The sequence below is a fragment of the uncultured Sulfitobacter sp. genome, from assembly GCF_947497275.1.
Classification (GTDB): domain Bacteria; phylum Pseudomonadota; class Alphaproteobacteria; order Rhodobacterales; family Rhodobacteraceae; genus Sulfitobacter.
Map to the genome: position 1 here is coordinate 37526 of NZ_CANMFS010000006.1, position 17415 is coordinate 54940.

General features: G+C 55.3%; 16 protein-coding genes and 1 pseudogene. 10 read left to right on the forward strand and 7 right to left on the reverse strand.

Annotation, left to right across the window (positions count from 1 at the left end):
* Positions 1-95: 95 nt before the first annotated feature.
* From Q1A06_RS13250 to Q1A06_RS13260, 3 genes are all read left to right on the forward strand, one after another.
* Positions 96-950 carry an SDR family oxidoreductase gene (locus tag Q1A06_RS13250; protein WP_299564366.1) on the forward strand — a complete coding sequence of 285 codons (855 nt, stop codon included), beginning with the start codon at positions 96-98 and terminating at the stop codon, positions 948-950.
* Positions 951-1017: 67 nt separating this feature from the next.
* Positions 1018-1410: a cyclic nucleotide-binding domain-containing protein gene (locus Q1A06_RS13255; protein WP_299564368.1), complete on the forward strand. Its 393-nt coding sequence runs from the start codon at positions 1018-1020 to the stop codon at positions 1408-1410.
* Entirely contained in the window at positions 1411-1782 is a 372-nt protein-coding gene (locus tag Q1A06_RS13260; protein WP_299564370.1) for a helix-turn-helix domain-containing protein, read from the forward strand.
* 94 nt (positions 1783-1876) lie between these two features.
* Here Q1A06_RS13260 and Q1A06_RS13265 read toward each other — a convergent pair whose 3' ends face one another.
* Positions 1877-2710: a BON domain-containing protein gene (locus tag Q1A06_RS13265; RefSeq protein ID WP_299564372.1), complete on the reverse strand. Its 834-nt coding sequence runs from the start codon at positions 2708-2710 to the stop codon at positions 1877-1879.
* A 763-nt stretch (positions 2711-3473) separates the two neighbouring features.
* Here Q1A06_RS13265 and Q1A06_RS13270 point away from each other — a divergent pair.
* Positions 3474-3845, forward strand: a complete 372-nt coding sequence (locus Q1A06_RS13270; protein ID WP_299564374.1) for a response regulator — start codon at positions 3474-3476, stop codon at positions 3843-3845.
* A 577-nt stretch (positions 3846-4422) separates the two neighbouring features.
* Here Q1A06_RS13270 and Q1A06_RS13275 read toward each other — a convergent pair.
* The 4 genes from Q1A06_RS13275 to Q1A06_RS13290 form a co-directional block, all read right to left on the reverse strand.
* Complete coding sequence (locus tag Q1A06_RS13275; RefSeq protein ID WP_299564376.1) at positions 4423-5040, reverse strand: hypothetical protein; 618 nt, start codon at positions 5038-5040, stop codon at positions 4423-4425.
* Positions 5041-5142: 102 nt separating this feature from the next.
* A complete protein-coding gene (locus Q1A06_RS13280; protein WP_299564378.1) occupies positions 5143-5496 on the reverse strand; it encodes a PRC-barrel domain-containing protein in 354 nt (117 codons plus the stop codon).
* 120 nt (positions 5497-5616) lie between these two features.
* On the reverse strand, positions 5617-8076 hold the full coding sequence (gene ligD / locus Q1A06_RS13285) for a DNA ligase D (RefSeq protein WP_299564381.1): 2460 nt from the start codon (positions 8074-8076) through the stop codon (positions 5617-5619).
* On the reverse strand, positions 8077-8904 hold the full coding sequence (locus Q1A06_RS13290) for a Ku protein (RefSeq protein ID WP_299564383.1): 828 nt from the start codon (positions 8902-8904) through the stop codon (positions 8077-8079).
* A 172-nt stretch (positions 8905-9076) separates the two neighbouring features.
* Here Q1A06_RS13290 and Q1A06_RS13295 point away from each other — a divergent pair, with 172 nt between their 5' ends.
* Complete coding sequence (locus tag Q1A06_RS13295; RefSeq protein WP_299564386.1) at positions 9077-9226, forward strand: hypothetical protein; 150 nt, start codon at positions 9077-9079, stop codon at positions 9224-9226.
* Positions 9227-9880: 654 nt separating this feature from the next.
* Here the strand turns inward: Q1A06_RS13295 and Q1A06_RS13300 are convergent.
* On the reverse strand, positions 9881-10345 hold the full coding sequence (locus Q1A06_RS13300) for an MgtC/SapB family protein (RefSeq protein WP_299564389.1): 465 nt from the start codon (positions 10343-10345) through the stop codon (positions 9881-9883).
* Positions 10346-10499: 154 nt separating this feature from the next.
* Between Q1A06_RS13300 and Q1A06_RS13305 the strand changes: the two genes are divergently transcribed.
* The 3 genes from Q1A06_RS13305 (at position 10500) to Q1A06_RS13315 (ending at position 13509) form a co-directional block, all read left to right on the forward strand.
* On the forward strand, positions 10500-11030 hold the full coding sequence (locus Q1A06_RS13305) for a YetF domain-containing protein (protein ID WP_299564392.1): 531 nt from the start codon (positions 10500-10502) through the stop codon (positions 11028-11030).
* 19 nt (positions 11031-11049) lie between these two features.
* On the forward strand, positions 11050-12291 hold the full coding sequence (locus tag Q1A06_RS13310; RefSeq protein WP_299564395.1) for a cation:proton antiporter: 1242 nt from the start codon (positions 11050-11052) through the stop codon (positions 12289-12291).
* A gap of 282 nt (positions 12292-12573) precedes the next feature.
* Positions 12574-13509, forward strand: coding sequence for a nitrilase-related carbon-nitrogen hydrolase (locus Q1A06_RS13315; protein ID WP_299564398.1), 936 nt, complete (start codon positions 12574-12576; stop codon positions 13507-13509).
* A 22-nt stretch (positions 13510-13531) separates the two neighbouring features.
* On the opposite strand, the gene Q1A06_RS13320 is transcribed toward Q1A06_RS13315, so the two are convergent.
* Entirely contained in the window at positions 13532-14656 is a 1125-nt protein-coding gene (locus Q1A06_RS13320) for a PHB depolymerase family esterase (protein WP_299564401.1), read from the reverse strand.
* A gap of 939 nt (positions 14657-15595) precedes the next feature.
* On the opposite strand from Q1A06_RS13320, the pseudogene Q1A06_RS13325 reads away from it, so the two are divergent.
* Together Q1A06_RS13325 and Q1A06_RS13330 are read left to right on the forward strand one after the other, a co-directional pair.
* Positions 15596-15904, forward strand: a pseudogene (locus tag Q1A06_RS13325) (integrase core domain-containing protein); the annotation flags it as partial.
* Positions 15905-16169: 265 nt separating this feature from the next.
* Complete coding sequence (locus tag Q1A06_RS13330; RefSeq protein WP_299564404.1) at positions 16170-17132, forward strand: class I SAM-dependent methyltransferase; 963 nt, start codon at positions 16170-16172, stop codon at positions 17130-17132.
* Positions 17133-17415: the final 283 nt, after the last annotated feature.

Here is a 17415-nt window from a genome sequence, read left to right on the forward strand (position 1 = left end):
TTGGAAAAAATCCGCTGGATTTCCGGTCCTCACAACCGCACGCGGAACCACCCAACACACTTAGTCGTTTTTCAAATACACCTACGGAGGCTCAGATGACAAACGATAACTTTGAACCGATGAACAGCCCACAGCGTCAGCCCGGGCTCGAGCATAAAATGAATCCCGAACCGGACTACATGCCACGGTTTGCCGGGTCAGAGCGGCTGGTAGGTAAAGTCGCGCTGATAACGGGCGGGGATTCTGGCATTGGTCGGGCAACGGCCATTCTCTACGCCCGCGAAGGCGCCCAGGTGGCCATTGTCTATCTTGACGAGGACCGTGATGCCGAGAAAACCAAAGAAATGGTTGAACAAGAAGGTAGTGAGGCCTTGCTGATCCGTGGTGACATAGGCGAAAAATCGTTTTGTCAGGACGCGGTGAAGCAAACCGTCGAAAAATTCGGCCGACTTGACATTCTGGTCAATGATGCAGGTGAACAACACGCTCAGGACGATCCTGAAGACATTGAAGAAGCACAGATCGAGCGGACTTTTCGCACGAATGTTTTTGGCATGATGTTCATGACGCAAGCAGCGTTGCCGCATTTGAAAAAAGGCGCGCGCATCATCTGTCTAACGTCGATTACCGCCTACAAGGGGCAGGACCTGTTGATTGACTATGCTTCGACCAAGGGTGCAATCCTCGCGTTCCTGCGGGCAATGTCGAGCAAACTGGCATCGAAAGGAATTCTGGTAAACGGTGTGGCCCCGGGGCCCATCTGGACACCTCTGATACCGGCATCGTTCCCCAAAGAGGCGGTTGAAGATTTCGGACAGGATGCGCCGCTAGGTCGTCCGGGCCAGCCGAATGAGGTTGCTCCCAGCCTGTTGTTCCTCGCTTGCGAGGATTCCTCTTACATGACAGGCCAAGTGCTTCATCCCAACGGTGGAACCTTGGTGGGAAGCTGACAATTACAGGAACTGACCGGACCCTTCATTGGTTTAATCCCTATCAGAATGCCGTGAGGAAAGGCGAATGGCCCATCTGCCGGATATCAGTAATAGGGATGCGACAACTTCCGTCGCTGCCGCAATCCGGTATGCTTTGAAGAGACAAAATATTGAGCCGGTTTCTCTTGGTGCGCAAGTCGACATTCAACATGAAGGAGACCGCCCCAAGTCGATGTATCTGGTTAAATCAGGTTGGATTTACTCCTACGCCTTACTTGCAGACGGACAGCGGCAAATTCTCTTTCTTCATCAGGCAGGTGATATTGCAGGTCTGGCGGATTTCGGCGTGGAGCGAGTCAGTTGCTCGTTGCGCAGTATGGGCGGTTGCGTGGTTCTCCCAATCCCGATCACGGCCATTGCGACAGCGGATTTTTTGACGCCTGAGATAATCACCTACTTCTTGCAAAAATCGGCCTAAATGCAATCTATCTTGATGCGAACTCTTATCGCAGTCGGGCGCATGGACGCACGGCACCGGATAGTTTGGCTTATCCTCATGTTGGACGATCGGCTTCCTCATTCTGGAGATCAAAGGCCGATCGTCGAAATTCCCTTAAACAAATCTGAAATTGGCGATCTCATTGGTTTGACAAACGTGTCGGTCAGTAAAATGCTGTGTCAGCTATCCGACGAAGGGTATATTGAACGGAAAGGAAGAAAGATTTTGATCCGGCGAAAGGCCGACCTGCAGACCATGATCAATTATGAACCGATGGGATTTTCTGCCGCTCCACTTTCAAACCCGAAAGCTATTTCGCAAGATACAAACGATAAAATTCGAAATTTTTGATTTTGTTAGGAGAATTACTTCTTGGGATGAAAAGAAAAAAAGGCCATGCCGCATTGGCATGGCCTGACCTGCTGAAATCACTTGGAGCTGAAATTTACTTAGGCTTCTGCGTGTTCGAACTGTCATCTTCCTGACCGGACTGCGATTTTTTCACGCGCAGGTTATTCTGGACATGTTCCACACCGGAGCACCCATCCGCGCAATCTTCGGCGTAGCGTTTGGCCTGTTTTGAATCGACCTCACCTGACAAGGTGACTTCACGGTCGGACACGGAAACGTCGATGTTTGATGCGTCGACGTCATGATCGTCCGACAGGCGGTCGCAGACATCTTCGCTGATGCGGTCGTCGGAGCGCTGATAGTTTTTCGGTCCCCGGCCACGGTGGGACTGCCCGCCACTATCATTGCCTCGTTGCATGCCACCATTCTGACCCCAAGACGAACCACCCTGATTTCCGGCCTGCTGATAACCGCCGCCTTGATTTGGACCATATTGGCCTTGCCCGCGATCATACCCGCCGCCACCTTGAAAGTTGCCGCGCTTATAGCTGTCTTGCTGATAGCCGCCCTGACCGCCCTGCGCGTAACCGGAGCCATATTCATCACGCTCAAACCCGTAATTCCTATCGGACTGACCGCCACGATTACCGCTCCGGCCGCCTTGATGGTGCCCGCCGCGTTGATTTTGACCAAAGTTTTGCTGGCCATAGTTGTCCTGACCATAATCGTCTTGCCGGTAGTTGCCTTGATCGTAGTTGCCTCGATCCCAGTCTTGAGGGCCGCCGCGTCCCTCTTGTTCGCGTGAGCGATAATTGCCGCGATCCTGATACTGACCCCGCGAACCCTGCTGGTCACGTGGATCGTCCCAACTGCCTTGGCCGCGATCTTCATTACGGGAACGTTCTTGGCGATAATTTTGGTTACTCATTTTGTATTTCTCCTCCAAGTGAGTCGTCTGCATGATGCTGACTGACCCTTGCAGCCTTCGCCGTTTTGCAGCGGCGCTCATTAAAGTGTTTTAAGACGCGCTTCGATCCGGTGGGCTGGAAAGAGGGATGCGCCATTATCCGCGCATTGGTATCAGAACAGTCCTTTGTGGATTTACCTTCGACAAAACCGTAGCGTGATCCACATGAATACTGATTTGCCACTTATCGTCGGTGGCGGTGCCTCTACCGGGGGCATCGTGCACTGTCATAGCTTCTAGAAGTGGTCCTGTCGCAATGCGGCATGGCCTTCACCGTCGTGACCCACCTCAACCCCGATCGTGAAAGCATGCTTCACGCCGTGTTGGCGCAAAAAACCGGAATGAGATGAAAGTCGCTCGGGACGGTGAACGGGTTGAGGCGGACACGGTCTATGTCATGCCTAAGGAGGTATTTCTTCTGATGAAGGGTGGCCGAATGCACTGATGAAGTCCACGAACTATTCACCAACGCGATCAAATACAGTGCGCTGTCCAAAGGTGACGGCGCGCACGAGGTGAGATGGAACGGCAAACAGCCGGTTGGCTCTTGAATGGCATGAACGTGACGGCCCGACGGCGGTTGAGCCGGAACGAAACGGCTTTGGATACGTTTCTATAGAAGGTCGCATCCAGAAACAGCTTAACGGTAGACTGGAAACCAAATTCGAACCGGAGAGGTTGAACCTGAAAATGGAGTTCCCTCTGTAAGACAGGAGTGCCAACCATGTCGCGACCAGAAAATTACCGCAACATTTTGGTCGTTGAAGATGAATGGCTTATCGCTATCGATATAAAAATGATGATCGAGGAATTGGGTCACCGCGTGATCGGACCTGCACGCGATGTTGCCTCAGCCATGACCCTGATCGGTTCCCATCAGATCGACGCCGCCTTTCTTGATATCACGCTTGGGACAGAGAAATCTTATCCTGTAGCGGACAACCTTGATGATCTCGGCGTGCCATTTTCCTTCGTCAGCGCCTACGCGAAAAACCAAATTCCCGCACGCTTTCATGGGTTTGATTTGCTGCCGAAACCTCTCATGCCGCATAATCTTACCCGTCAATTGACCAAGATGCTCGGCAAAGCTCCCTAGGTTTTATGCGCTAGAAGTTTTGAATGTATAAGATCGACGCTGACGAGCGTCAGGTCATGGACGAGGACATGGGTGAAGGCGGTCGCTACATGAACACTGTTTCGTAATTTTTCGGAATCTTCAGGTGGCCCCAAAGGGCCACTTTTTTCCTTGCTGACGTTGCAGGAACTCACTGCAAGTGTTTCACACAGAGCTAGGAAGAACCGATGTTGCCTCCCGACTGAAAAGTCGCTTGCGAAGGTAGCTAACCCGGAGGGACCTTGCCAGGTGGTTCAGGGGCTGAATCATCAGTATTCCTGACCGGAATTTCGTCTAGGTAAATCACCGGTTCCTCCCAAGATGGGCGGACTGGAGTTTGGATGGCTTGCAGACAGGTATTTCAGGACGAGCCGGGTTTGGGCTGTCCGTTATCATCAGTCCGCCAACCGCGACCGCTCAATGGGGTTCGGATCACTAGCTGGCGTAGGATCCCTTAGCCGATCTGAGGTAGTGACAAGCGCAGATGAACCGGACGTTCAATATTCGCGCGCAGCGTGATGCCCGCTGCTCCCGGTACGTGCCGGGACAGGTATGATCATCATTTCATCAAGTTTTCCTGCAGCTCCCGCTTAAGCCTGTAGCGACCCCACCAAGACCGAATTTGCGTCGCATAAAGCGTTTTTGGTCGGATTTGATATTCATTCGCGGAACACTCGACGTAAAACTGCCGTTTGGATGCCACCACGGCGGAACTGGCCGCAGAGATTGCTGCAACCTTTACCTCCACACGGTTGATCGCCCCAGGATCCAGATCGTCTGAGGTGTTCCAGCGGGCGCGTTTCAGCAGGTCTTCAAAGCTCCCGATATCGATAAAATCCCCGCTATTCAGAGGACCTTGAAAGGTAGCTGCGCTCGGGTTCGATAGATCGCCTTTTGCCGTTTCAGTGCGATCAGCGATAGAGGTCTCGCGTTCGCCATCCGTGGACCAGATTGTCAGGAGGATCTCAAGAATGTAGATTGGCTCGAAGCCAAGGTTGCTGATGAAGACGCGAGCATCCAAGCTCTGACTGCCACCCAGATGGATCAGAACCTCGGTGCGGCGTTGCCGGCGTAGTCCTGACACAAGAATCTGCAGATAGACGATCCACACCAGAGCGGTGATCGCACCTACAGTCGCTTGGATGGATGACGCATTCTCGGACAACCAGTTCCACATGATACCTCACAAACTTAATAGAGCATTCTCAATGAGATATCGGCTGTACGAAAAGGCGGCTCTCTAAGAGAGCCGCCACCGATACTCTCGGTGCATTTGCCATCAGAGCCAATAATGTGGAACGCCGTAATGCTCGTGCGTCCGACGCTCCCAGTCTCGGTCTCCATACCAATTGTCGGTACGGGTAGGGGCACCTTTTACTTCTTGCTCCGTGATGTCTGTCATGAAGCCGTTCTTGGACGTATCGTAACGAAGTTTTCCCCACGGGACCGGATGATGGTCTTCGCCCAGACCCAGAAAACCGCCGAAGCCCATCACCGCGTAGGCGACCTTACCAGATTGCTTGTCGATCATGAGGTGATCAATTGTGCCGATGTGGGCACCATCGTTAGCATAAACGTCAGTCCCGTTCACATCGTTTGATGAGACTAGATTTGAATGTGCAGAATTAGTCATTTGATTTCCTCCTTTTTCTAACAGGAAAACTGAGACGCAGGCAGAATGGTTCCGTTGGGCGGGTGCGGCTGGCAGCATTTCGCTGTTTTGGCGGGAATTGGTCCGAGGGTAAAAGCGCAGCTATTCTTCCGAAAGAGCCTGAAGCGCGTTGATCACGTTCTCGCTTAGGGTCTGCAGATTGTCCTGCACCATTGCCGCAGGGCAATCCGCCTTCAGCCGCGCATCCATGTCAGACATTGTGAACCGGTTGGCGCCATCCAGTTTACTAAGCTCGTCCCATGTCACGGGCACGGCCACCGGGGCGCCGGGGCGGGCGCGAAGGGAGTAGGGGGCGATTGCTGTCGCACCACGTTCATTGCGCAACCAGTCGATGAAGATACGCCCCCGGCGTTTGGATTTCGACATGGTGGCGGTGTAGCGGTCGGGGTGGTGTGCCGCCATCACATGCGCAAATGTCTTGGCGAAGAGCTTGACCGTATCCCAGCCGCGGGTGCGCCGCAGCGCCATCCAGACATGCACGCCCTTGCCACCCGTGACGATGACGCCGCTTTCCAGCCCCAGACCCGACAGCGTATCGCGCATTTTGAAAGCCGCGTTTTGCACATCGGCCCAGTCCAGCCCTTCATCAGGGTCCAAATCGAACACCAGCCGGTCGGGTCGCTCCAGCCGGTCGGTGCGGGCGCCCCAGACATGGAATTCGATACTGCCCATCTGCGCTGCCGCGATCAGGCTTTCTGCGCGCGTGGCATAGAGATAATCGGCCGTGTCGCCGTCACTTTCTGTAATGCTGATGCGGGACAACTGGTGAGGCATGCCCCCACCGTCATGTTTTTGGAAAAAGCACGGATCGTCGATGCCGGATGGGCAGCGGTAGAGCGACAGGGGCCGGTTTCCTGCCAGGGCAATCAGCCGCTTGCCCACCCGCGCGTAGTGGCGTGCGACATCCCCCTTGGTGCAGCCCGCCTCAGGGAAAACAGCGCGGTCCGCGTTGCTGATGCGGATGCCCTGAACGGTGGTGTCGCTGCCGTTCGTCATCGGTTCCTCCAATCGTACATCGTCGGCTTCTTTGTCATCGCGCAGGCCAAGGAAACTGCCGTGCCGGACGTTTCCGTCAGAGGTGAATTCCGAAAACTCGACCTCTGCAACCAGATCGGCGCGCACCCATGTCGCATTGCGCGCGATATCGTCGGGAACGTTGACGCAGGGCGGGGTGTTGCGCAGGGTCATCGCCTGTTTCACATCCGCCATCGCAGCGTCGGAAAACCCGGTGCCGACCCGACCTTTGTAGCGCAGGCTGTCGCCTTCGTGACTGGCGAGCAGAAGCGAGGCAAAGGGCCGCCCCGCCTTGTCCGAAGGGGAATAACCGACGATGACGAATTCTTGCCTACGGGTGCATTTAACCTTGCGCCACGCTTTGTTGCGGGTGCCGCGATAGGGCGCGTCAATGCGTTTACTAATGATGCCCTCTGCGCCCGCCTTGCAAGCATTGGCAAAGACTACCGCACCGTTGCCGACAATATGCTCGCTTAGCCGCAGGGCGCCGCCGGTCGGCACACCTGAGAGCAGCTTTGCCAGCCTTTCGCGGCGCTCGATCTGGGGCTGCTTGCGCAGATCCTCTCCGTCGATGCGCAGCACGTCAAAGGCGAAGAACACCAGCGCATTGCCCTGTTTCAGTGCCTTTTGAAGTGAGGAAAAGGCCGAGCCTTGGATGCGTGCGGCCATCACCTCGCCATCGATTAGGGCAGCGTCGCAGGGCAGGGGGTCAAAGGCACCGTCGAGCGCGTTAAACCTGTCGGTCCAGTCCTTGCCCGACCGGGTGTAAAGTCGGGTGCCGCCCTTGCCGAGTGCCGCGAGGCAACGATAGCCGTCGAATTTGGTTTCGTGCAGCCAATCGTCGCCCTCGGGGGCCGCATCGACCAGAGTTGCCAGTTGCAGTTTGGTAAAGGCAGGGTGTTTGCGGGTTCGGTTCGGAACAGGATCAGGCGTTGTCTTGGCAGGGGCGTCATCGGCGATCTGCTTCATGGTGCGGCCGGTCTTTACCGAGACGGCATTGTCCTTGGTAAAGGCATCCGCCTCGTCTCTCGCGTAATCGTCACGTTCCTTGATCAGCAGCCAGTTTTCGCGTTTCTTACCCGGTTTCCCGCGCATCCGCACCAGCGCCCAGCCGCCTTTCATCCGCTGACCTTGTAGGGTAAATTTCAGTTTGCCGTCGGTGAGCCCCTGCTCGAAATCCTCCTGAGGCACCCAGCCGCCGGTGTCCCACAGCATTACAGTGCCGCCGCCATATTCGCCTTTCGGGATCGTGCCCTCGAAATCGCCGTAGTCCAGCGGATGATCCTCGGTCCGCACCGCCAGACGCTTCTCGCCCGGATCGGGCGACGGCCCCTTTGTGACCGCCCAGCTGAGCAGCACGCCGTTCCATTCCAGCCGGAAATCATAGTGCAGACGGGAGGCCGCATGTTTTTGCACCAGAAAACGGCGTTTTGTGCGACCCTCGCCTACTTGGCCGCGCGGCTCTGACGTGCGGGAAAAATCCCGCTTGGTGTTGTAATCGGCCAGTGGATCAGGGGACTTGGCCATCTAGGATGCCTTCTTGGCCGGTTTCTTCTTCTTTTTGCCGTCGGCATCCTTCAGGCTCTGCTTCAGCGCGCTCATCAGATCAACCACGTTGTCGCTACCGCCGCTGTCATCATCGTCTGCCCGGACGCGCGGGGTCTTTTTGTTCTTGATCTTGGCATCCAGCATCGTCTGCATCGCCTCGGCATATTTGTCATGATAGGCGCCGGCATCGAACGGCGCGCTTTTGCGATCGATCAGCGAGGTCGCAACCTCCAGCAGCTCCTTGTCTACCTTCTCATCCTCGATGTCGGTAAAAATCTGGTCGGCCTCGCGCAATTCATCCTCGTAATGCAGCGTTTCCATCAGCAACCCGTCACCGCAGGGCTTCACGGCTGCCAGATATTCCTTGCCGCGCATGGTCACCTGCCCAAGGCCCACCTTGCCCGCCTGTCGCAGCGCGTCGCGCACCACGCGGTAGGCATCCTGCGCCAGATCGTCCGATGCGGTGATGTAATAGGGTTTGTCGAAGTAAAGCGGGGAAATCTCGCAGGCATCGACAAATTGCACCAGTTCGAAAGTTTTTTTCGTCTCCAGCTTGATCGCGTCGATCTCGTCAGGATCCAGCAGGATGTATTCGTCGTCATCGACCTCGTAGCCCTTGACGATTTCGTCGGTCTTGACCGGCCCGATACCGGGAACGGACTTTTCATAGCGGACACGCTTGCCCGAGGGTTTGTGAATCTGGCGGAACGAAACACGGGCGCCCGATTTGGTGGCCGAGAATATTTCCACTGGGATCGATACCAGCGACAGGCGAAGCTGTCCTTTCCAAAGTGCGCGAGCTGCCATGTCGGTCCTTTCCCGGCGGGTTTTACCGGTATGATCGCAAAGGGGGTATCTTAGTATATAGATTTGAACCGACAATCGTTCCACAAATTAGACACGGATCCTATTTTCGAGCCCTTTGTTTCAGAGTGAAGTGCAACTTTGCGGCGGCTGCACCGAATTTGCAGGAACACCCGTGCGCTCACTAACGACCTCCTCTCAATTGTTGCGCGCCCTCGTCGCGGCGCTGACCCTGTCGCAGTTGTCCGCGTGTAAATTTCCGGACGATCCCGAAGGCACGACGCAAGAAGTAACTGGCGGTGTTCTCGAGGTCGCGGTGTGTTGATCCAACCCCTCGACCAAGTGGATGCCGCAGCGGTAGCGCGGCGCATCCATATCCACGGAGGGCATAGAGCTTTTGCACGAGATTTTTGTATTCCCCTCGCTGGTGGCAGGCTCCGTGTCCATGCGGTCCAGATCGCCCGCCTCTGCGGGGATAAGATAAACTCTGCCACAGACCGCGTCTGCAGATTTCAGCGGGTTAATATCGGCCGAGACTCATTCAGGGGCTACGACGCAATCGGCGTCCGTCGTGAGCAAATATTCCAGCCCTGGCATCACATGCCGCGCAACATCACATCCCATGCGGCGGGTAAGTCCGACGCGGTGTTCCGTAGGCAAAACGCAGTCCGGTATCTCCAGACCCAGTCCATGCCGCACAGCAAAGTCCCGCGCGTTATCGGCAGAGGCAGACCTCCTCTACCGTGACAAGGGTGATGGTAAATTGTCTGAGCGCCACATCCGGGAATCCGACAATATCACCGGGGTGGTGAATCTTGATGATCTGGCGTCTGCCGTCCGGCAGGTCCGTATAGCTGAACTTCCATCATATTTGACCCCATAAAGATTGCTGCTGACATCGCCCCCTTGATAGACATCCTGCCCCGCGCGGAACGTGCGTTCGGATTATTCCAGCATCGCCAGTTTGCGACAGCTTAGTTTACTCATCGGCTAAACCCACTTGTTTGCCGCCCCGGATGTGAAGCCAGTCGAAAATGTTCAGCACGATGAATATCAATGCTGACAAAAACGCCGCTTCTTTAAGAAAGCCTAATCCGCAGGCGATACCGATGGAGCCCACCGCCCAGATTGCTGCCCCACTACGCACACCTTTCAGACGCCCGTCCTTGCTGGGCGACATGATGGCACCTGCACCCAGAAAACCGATCCCACCGACGATTCCCTGGATCAAACGTGTTGGATCGATTGAAATCGCATCGTCCTCGACCGTGCCACTGAGTGCAAAACTGAGGGTAACGCTCATGAGCGCTGCGGAACCGATCGCAACCAGAACGTAGGTGCCCGCGCCCAGAGGTTTGCCCTTGACCTCGCGATCGATCCCGACAAGCAAACCGCACCCACCCGCAAACAACACCCGAAGAATAAATTCACTGAATTCGACCATTTAAGAACGTCTCCTACCCTGTGCTTTTGCACTTATGCCCGTCTATCTTGTCCATAGACATTCCAATTCAATATAGATGCAAACAGGTTGATGAGGGCCGGTGTAGGATGCCCAAACCGACCAATTTCATAATATTTTCGATGAGGGTTCAGCCATGTTTTTTGAAGGACAGATCGTGGACGCGGTCGCCAAGGGCGCGTTGCTGAGCGCATTCGGACTGTGTTGGATAATACTTCTTGTCCGTATTGTCGGACTTCGGTCTTTTTCCAAAATGACCAATTTCGATTTCGTCATGACGGTGGCAATGGGATCCCTGCTGGCAGGTGCATCACAATCGGATACATGGCCAGGACTGGTTCAGACACTGACCGCGATGGTCTGCCTGTTTGCAACACAGTTCACTGTTGCGAAGTTACGCCTGAAATCCCCCCGATTTGACGAGTTGGTGCAGAACACCCCTGAGCTGCTCGTAAAAGACGGGGTGATCCTGCAGGATGCCCTGCGCCGGACCCGCGTGTCCGAGGAAGACCTGATCGCAAAACTGCGTGAAGCGAACGCGCTGGAGCTTTCATCGGTGCGGGCCGTGGTCCTCGAGACTACGGGTGATGTATCCGTGCTTCACGGCGATCAAGTTGATGACCGGCTATTAATGGGTCTGGCCGAAACCTCTCCTCCGACAAATTGAAAGCAGCCAAAGAACGCTCATGGAACAGGAACCGTTTTTCGAGCTCAGTTCATATCATCTGATACTTGCCATCGTCGGGACCATCATCATCCTGTCCCGCTGGATACCCCGGCTGATATCATCGCGTGATCCGGCGGCAGCTTCCTTGATGATCCTGTTCGGCGCTGCGGCAGTCTTGATCTTTCCCGATATCCCCGCACCACCCGACCCAAGGGACAGCCCGAAACTGTGGGAAGTTGTTGCCGAAGTGACCGTTATCGTGGCCCTGTTCGGCGCCGGCATGCGCGTCGACAGCATCGGTCCGCTCCGGAAATGGGCCCCGACCTTGCGGTTGCTGATCATTGCGATGCCCCTGACGATCCTGGCCATCACCCTGCTGGGTGTCACTATCGGCGGGTTGACCGTGGCAGGGGCGGTTCTGCTCGCGGCGGTGCTGGCCCCAACCGACCCGGTTCTGGCCGAGGAGGTGCAGATAGCACCCCCTCAGGAGGGCGAGGAACACCCCGTAAGGTTCGCTCTGACCACGGAGGCCGCATTGAACGATGGGCTCGCCTTTCCGTTCGTGTATCTGGGCCTGATCATCGCGGTGCAGGGGCTGGCAGTCTATGATTGGGGTCTGCAATGGCTTCTGCGGGATGTGATCTATAGGATCGGTGTCGGTGCCTTGATGGGATGGGCCGGGGGATGGTTGTTGGGTCAGGTGTTGTTCAACCTGCCGCGGGAAAGCCGGCTTGCCGATACCGGATCGGGCGTCATCGCCATCGCGGGTGTGTTTCTGTGCTATGGAACAACGGAACTGGTTGAGGGTTACGGGTTTATTGCCGTTGCCGTCTTGGGGCTTTCCTTGCGCCGGATCGAAAGTGATCACGGCTATCACCGACACTTGCATGATTTTTCGGAATCGATTGAACACGTGTTGACCGCCATACTGCTGACCGCCCTCGGCACGGCGCTCCCGATCCTGATGATGGATCTGACCTGGCAGCATGTGGTGATGTCGGCAATCGTCTTGTTGGTCGTGCGTCCGGTGGCCGGTTGGGTGTCGTTGACTGGAACCGGCTTGCAGCGCCCCGACCGCGCGGTCATCGCAGTTTACGGTGTGCGCGGCATTGGTTCGATCTATTATCTTGCCTACGCCGCGACATACGTTGAGCTGTCCAACATATCAGACCTGTGGCTGATCATGGCTTTCACAATCCTTGCATCCACCATCCTGCACGGATTCACAGTAGGTCGGGCGATGGATTGGATTAATCGCTGAAAAGCCGTTTGCTTGGAAAACGAGGTGTAGCATTCAAATGCAAAGACCGGCGTAGCGCCCTTCAAAAGAGGCGTGGGGAACAAGCCCATTCGCGCAGACGCGGTATTGATATCTCCATACCAAAGACTGACCCACCTGTGTGCGAGCCAGTGCCCTACACTCCGATTACGATAAACTATGGAACCTTTCACACGCCGGAGTCGTTATGGATTGATTGCAAAGCGCCGGTGGCAGCCATGCGGGCCGTTAGATAATCAACTTGAACCTCACACAGGAAATTTCATGGACTATGTTTCGATCGACCTTTGGGCTGCCAATCTTGAACCGGTCGTGCCGGATCTGAAGTCGTGGCTGGCAAAGTTGGAAGCGCGCGTTGCCCAGACCGCAGCACGAGGCGGGCATATGCTTGTCCTTCCCGAATTTGCCTGTGCCCAGTGGTTAGGTTTTGCTCCTGCCGACATGCCGAAATCCGACACCCTTGGCTGGCTGTTTGAATGTGGAGAGACCGCACTGGATGCGATTGCTGCCATGTCCGCGACCTATGGCGTTTCGATCCTTGCCGGCACCATCCCCTTCCCAACCGAAACGGTGGATGGCGACACGCCGTATTTTAATCGGGCGTGGTTACTAACACCGGATGGTGTGCGTCACAGCCAAGACAAACTGAGCCTGACCCCCCTCGAAGAGCAGGGCGCCGGCGGCGTAACCGTCCACGGCAAATCGATCAACGTGATAGAATGGAATGGTCTGCGGATTGCCATGATCATCTGTCTCGACAGCGAGTTTACGGACTTGTGGTCCCGCCTGGGGATGCTCGACCTTGATCTGGTGATCATTCCGGCCAAGACTGACATGATCACCGGCTACAACAGGGTTTTCAGCTGCGCGCGGGCACGCGCCATCGAACTTCAGACGGTCGTTTGTGTTCTTGGCGCAGTTGGCGTGCCTTTTGGTCTCGCTTCGACAGATACCGGCGTAGGTGGCGCCAGCGTCTTTACGCCTTGTGATGTCGGTGTATCGCTTGATGGCATTCACGCGGCACTCGCGCCCCAGACTGCGGCGATGATGACCGACCATGTCTTGGCTGCCGTCGATATTCCCGTTGGGGCGTGCCGCAGGCTGCGCAACGGCCATGCCGAAGCAGAGGTTTGCCCTGCCCTTTGGGATGCAGGTCATTTGACGGTGAATGATCCTGCTTCACCGGAACCAGTGACGTGATTGTAGCCTCCGCGTAAATCGCTCATCCGGTCTGGGGCAGCGTCGCCCGTCGTTTTTTGGTGGTTCGATGCCGCATAAAAAAGCGCACCATCTCGCGTGAGGCGTCTGGGCCCTTGGGATCGGTATAACTTCCCGCCACATGGCCACCGGACCATGCGTGGCCGGCTTCGTGAACGACCCACTGTTCGACATATGGACGCCCTTTACCAATGCGATATTGAATACGTGTGTATCCCCGTCCGTTGGCTCCGCTTCGTGTCTGCTCATTCTTGGAAAGCGCCGCAAAGGGCTCCACCGCGCGCATGGTGACGAACCTGCCGTTGCGTGGATTGACGACCTTGTCCGCATCACCGTGAAAAATGATCGTGGGTGTGGGAATTTCCTGACGCTTGCCGGGATCTCCGCCTTGCATGGCGCGCGTGGCAGAGCCCGCATCATGGGCAGCACCTGCGGCCATACCGGAATGGACCCCGACAGCGGCAAAAATATCGGGATATGCAGTAGCAACGATCATTGCCGCGGCCGCACCTGCCGACAGGCCCGCAACATAGACTCTGGCAGGGTCGACGTTGTGTTCAGCAATAACTGTGCGGGTAAGGCTGGCGATTAAAGCGGGCTCTCCCGCGCCCCGCATCTGGTCACCGCGCCTGAACCAGTTCCAGCAACGATTCAGATGCGCTTTGCGGGCTTGGGCCGGATAAAGGACGATAAAGCCGAATTCTTCCGCCAAAGTGTTCATACCCGTCCCGCGGGCGAAATCCTGCGGTGTTTGCCCACAGCCGTGCAGCATGACGACCAGAGGTAAGGGGCCGGAGTTCTTCCCGGCGACGACGGGCAAATACAGCTTGAAAGTCCGAGTGCCAAAGGCACAATCATGCGTCCCGCTCTGAAATGAAGCCCCTCGTGGCACGGTCGAGCGAGATCTCGAAGTGGCCGGTGTCTTCGACTTGACGGGTGCCGCGCCCGATTTTCTGTTGCGCGTGGTAACGCTCGACGTGTTGGCTTTCTTTTCCGTCTTGGACTTCGTCCGCTTAACGGATTTGGCGGGGCCGAGCAGGTTGCCCCATGTGTCTGTCACCGTCGAAGCGACCGATCGTCTTATTTTTTTCGCCGCTCGGACACGCGCGCGTTTGAAAGGATCAAACATCCTGCCTCAATTGCTGTTGGAACGTATGATGAATGCTTGCCCAGCCAAGCCCACAGCGATGTCTCTATCCGCTGCGCAAGTGCAGGTCGCATGGCTGGATGTTCCGGACAAGCCATAAGTCAGACGATGCCACTGACACCAGCACTGCGCGCAGCTTTCCGCCTGAAAACGAGCCGACTTTGGCAAAGCAGAACCAGCCACCCGTCAAACAGATTTCTCCAGTAATGGAAAATCATTCAAAGCGAGGTTACCAATGGGCCATTCCAAACACACCTCCCTTCGCCCCGACGAATTGAATTCCGAGTCCGCCGATGGCGCGAACGTATACGGCCCGAGGATAGCCATATCGGCGATGTGTCTCATTTTCACGGAACCGGCCAGACCGCACAGGCGGTAGTCGATGCCGGTGGCTTTCTGGGTCTCGGTGCGAAGCCTGTTTCCCTACCAGTTTCCAGTTTGAATTTCATGCGTGACGAAAATGCCAAGGTGCATTCGACAACGGTCTCGGCAAAGCGGAACCTCTGCCCGCAATTTTCCCTAAGGGAACAGCCCTACCATAAATCCTGATCGAGGTGCGGACCGCGCCCTTTGGAACACGCATAGGGGCTTCCTGCTTCTACGAACCTTTAAAAAGACAGGCAAACCGATCCAGCGCAGAACGGTAAACAATGCCCGTAATGACAAGTTGCGCACTTCATCATTTTTGGAAAAAGACCTCACGGAGCGTCTATGCCTGATCCCTGCCACCAGTTTCTACGAGGCCAAGGGGCGTAATCCGGCAAATCCTATGCTGGTAATCCTTTGCTGGCGCGGGATCAGTCTAGACAGCTACCGGATAAACAGCAGTTTAGAGCAAACCATGAACAATAAGAAGTCTCTATGCCGGTGCATTGCGCCGACCAACTTGTAATTTCCTGCGGTATCCGCGCATGGGGGGGCAGCGACAATGGAACGGAACTGACATCAAACGCCATCCTGAGATGGCAGGAGGAACGGAAGGTCGAGTGGCACTACATCGCTCCCGGAAAGCCCATGCAAAACGGCTTCGTCGAAAGCTTCAACGGCCGTCTGCGCGACGAGTGCCTCAACGAGCACCTGTTCGCCCACTTGCGCCACGCCCGGGATCTGATCTCTGCTTGGCGCGACGACTGCAATCACCATCGCCCACACACGAGTCTTGATGGGCTCACCCCGTGGGAGTATCACCAAAGGTCAGTAGAGGACCAAAACCTGAACAGAGCGAACTAAAAACCGAGGTCTCTTCGGGGAGCAGGTCACGGCGCACAGCCGATCTTCGCAGAAATCGACAAATCACAGCCCAACGCCTCTCATGGTGCCCTGCGCCATCCAAAACCAGCTGAACCGCTCGTTCGCGTACTTCTGGTAAGTATTTGTTCGTTGTCTTGTTCATGATGCTCCACCCTACTCATGAGTTGGAGCCTCCGGCAAACACGGCGCGGTTCAGTTCTTCATCGTAAATTTCCTCAGATATCTTTCCGAGAAAACTCGACTTTTGAACACCACTAATTTTGGAGCGGATTATCATAGTCTGTGGGTTCTAAGCAAAAATAGTGCTATTGGGCAGGTGGCCTCTGAAGAACTTTGGTACTATACCGTGGTTTATCAGTCTCACCAAACAGGATTTTTATACATGTATCGTGTTGCAAGAGCTTTCCCTTTTGATGACCTTGATCGCCCTTTCCTGTCTGATGTTCCCCCCGACCTGATCAAGCATACCGCTGGCCCCAAATCCTTTGAAGAGTTTCAAAAGACAGCGTTCGAAGTAGCAACGATGTTTGAGGCAGCGACTACCAAACATGCTGGCAAAAGGCTAACGGACTTTGATTCCGTCCTTGATTTCGGTTGTGGAGCAGGGCGTCTTCTTCAATTCTTTTCGCCAGAGAAGCAGAAAATCTCAGGATGCGATGTTAACAGACCACTAATTTCGTTCATGGAGAAACACTTCCCAAAGGCTGATATCTACCAGAACAAAACAGAGCCAAAGCTCAAATGGGCTGCAAACAGCTTCGATCTAGTTATCAGCTTCTCGGTATTCTCCCATCTCACGAGGGATAGCGAGGACCGATGGCTTACCGAACTAGAGCGCGTGGGGCGACCCGGTGCCATTTATCTGATTACATTTCAAGGTGATTGGTGTATTGAATCCAAGTTTCCGATTCCGGTACAGAACAAGCTTCGTAAAGCAGGTTTCCACTACTTTGATATTCATACTCCCAAGGGTAGCGTTATGGACTTTCCGTCGAACTATGGGTCCTCGGTCCATACCGCTGACTATGTTAGAAACGAGTGGAGCCGGACATTCGATATCCTTGAAGTTTACAAGGGTCGTCCTCCGTCTTTGTATGATCACGAAAACCTCACCTCTGTTCATCGAAAGGCGCTCGCAAACGTGCGCTCTATGGGGCAGGATATGGTAGTTCTGCGCAAACGATTGAGTGGAACATCTGAGCCATGAATTAAGGTCAGCGTCCAATAGCAACGGTACGCTGTTTCCGGTCACGCAGCTCCGGCGCAACACCATCGCACCAGTTTATCAATACGCGTGATTTTGTGATCGGCGATGCGGCCCAGGACATCCGTGACCATGTCTGCGGATCTACGCCGTTCAGCTTGGCCGTTTCGATCAGTGTATAGGCGATGGCGGTTGATCGGCAGCCGCGTTCGGACTCGGCGAAAAGTCAGTTTTTGCGAACTATAGCGATGGCCCGCATGCCTCTTTCGGCCATGTTGTTATTGAT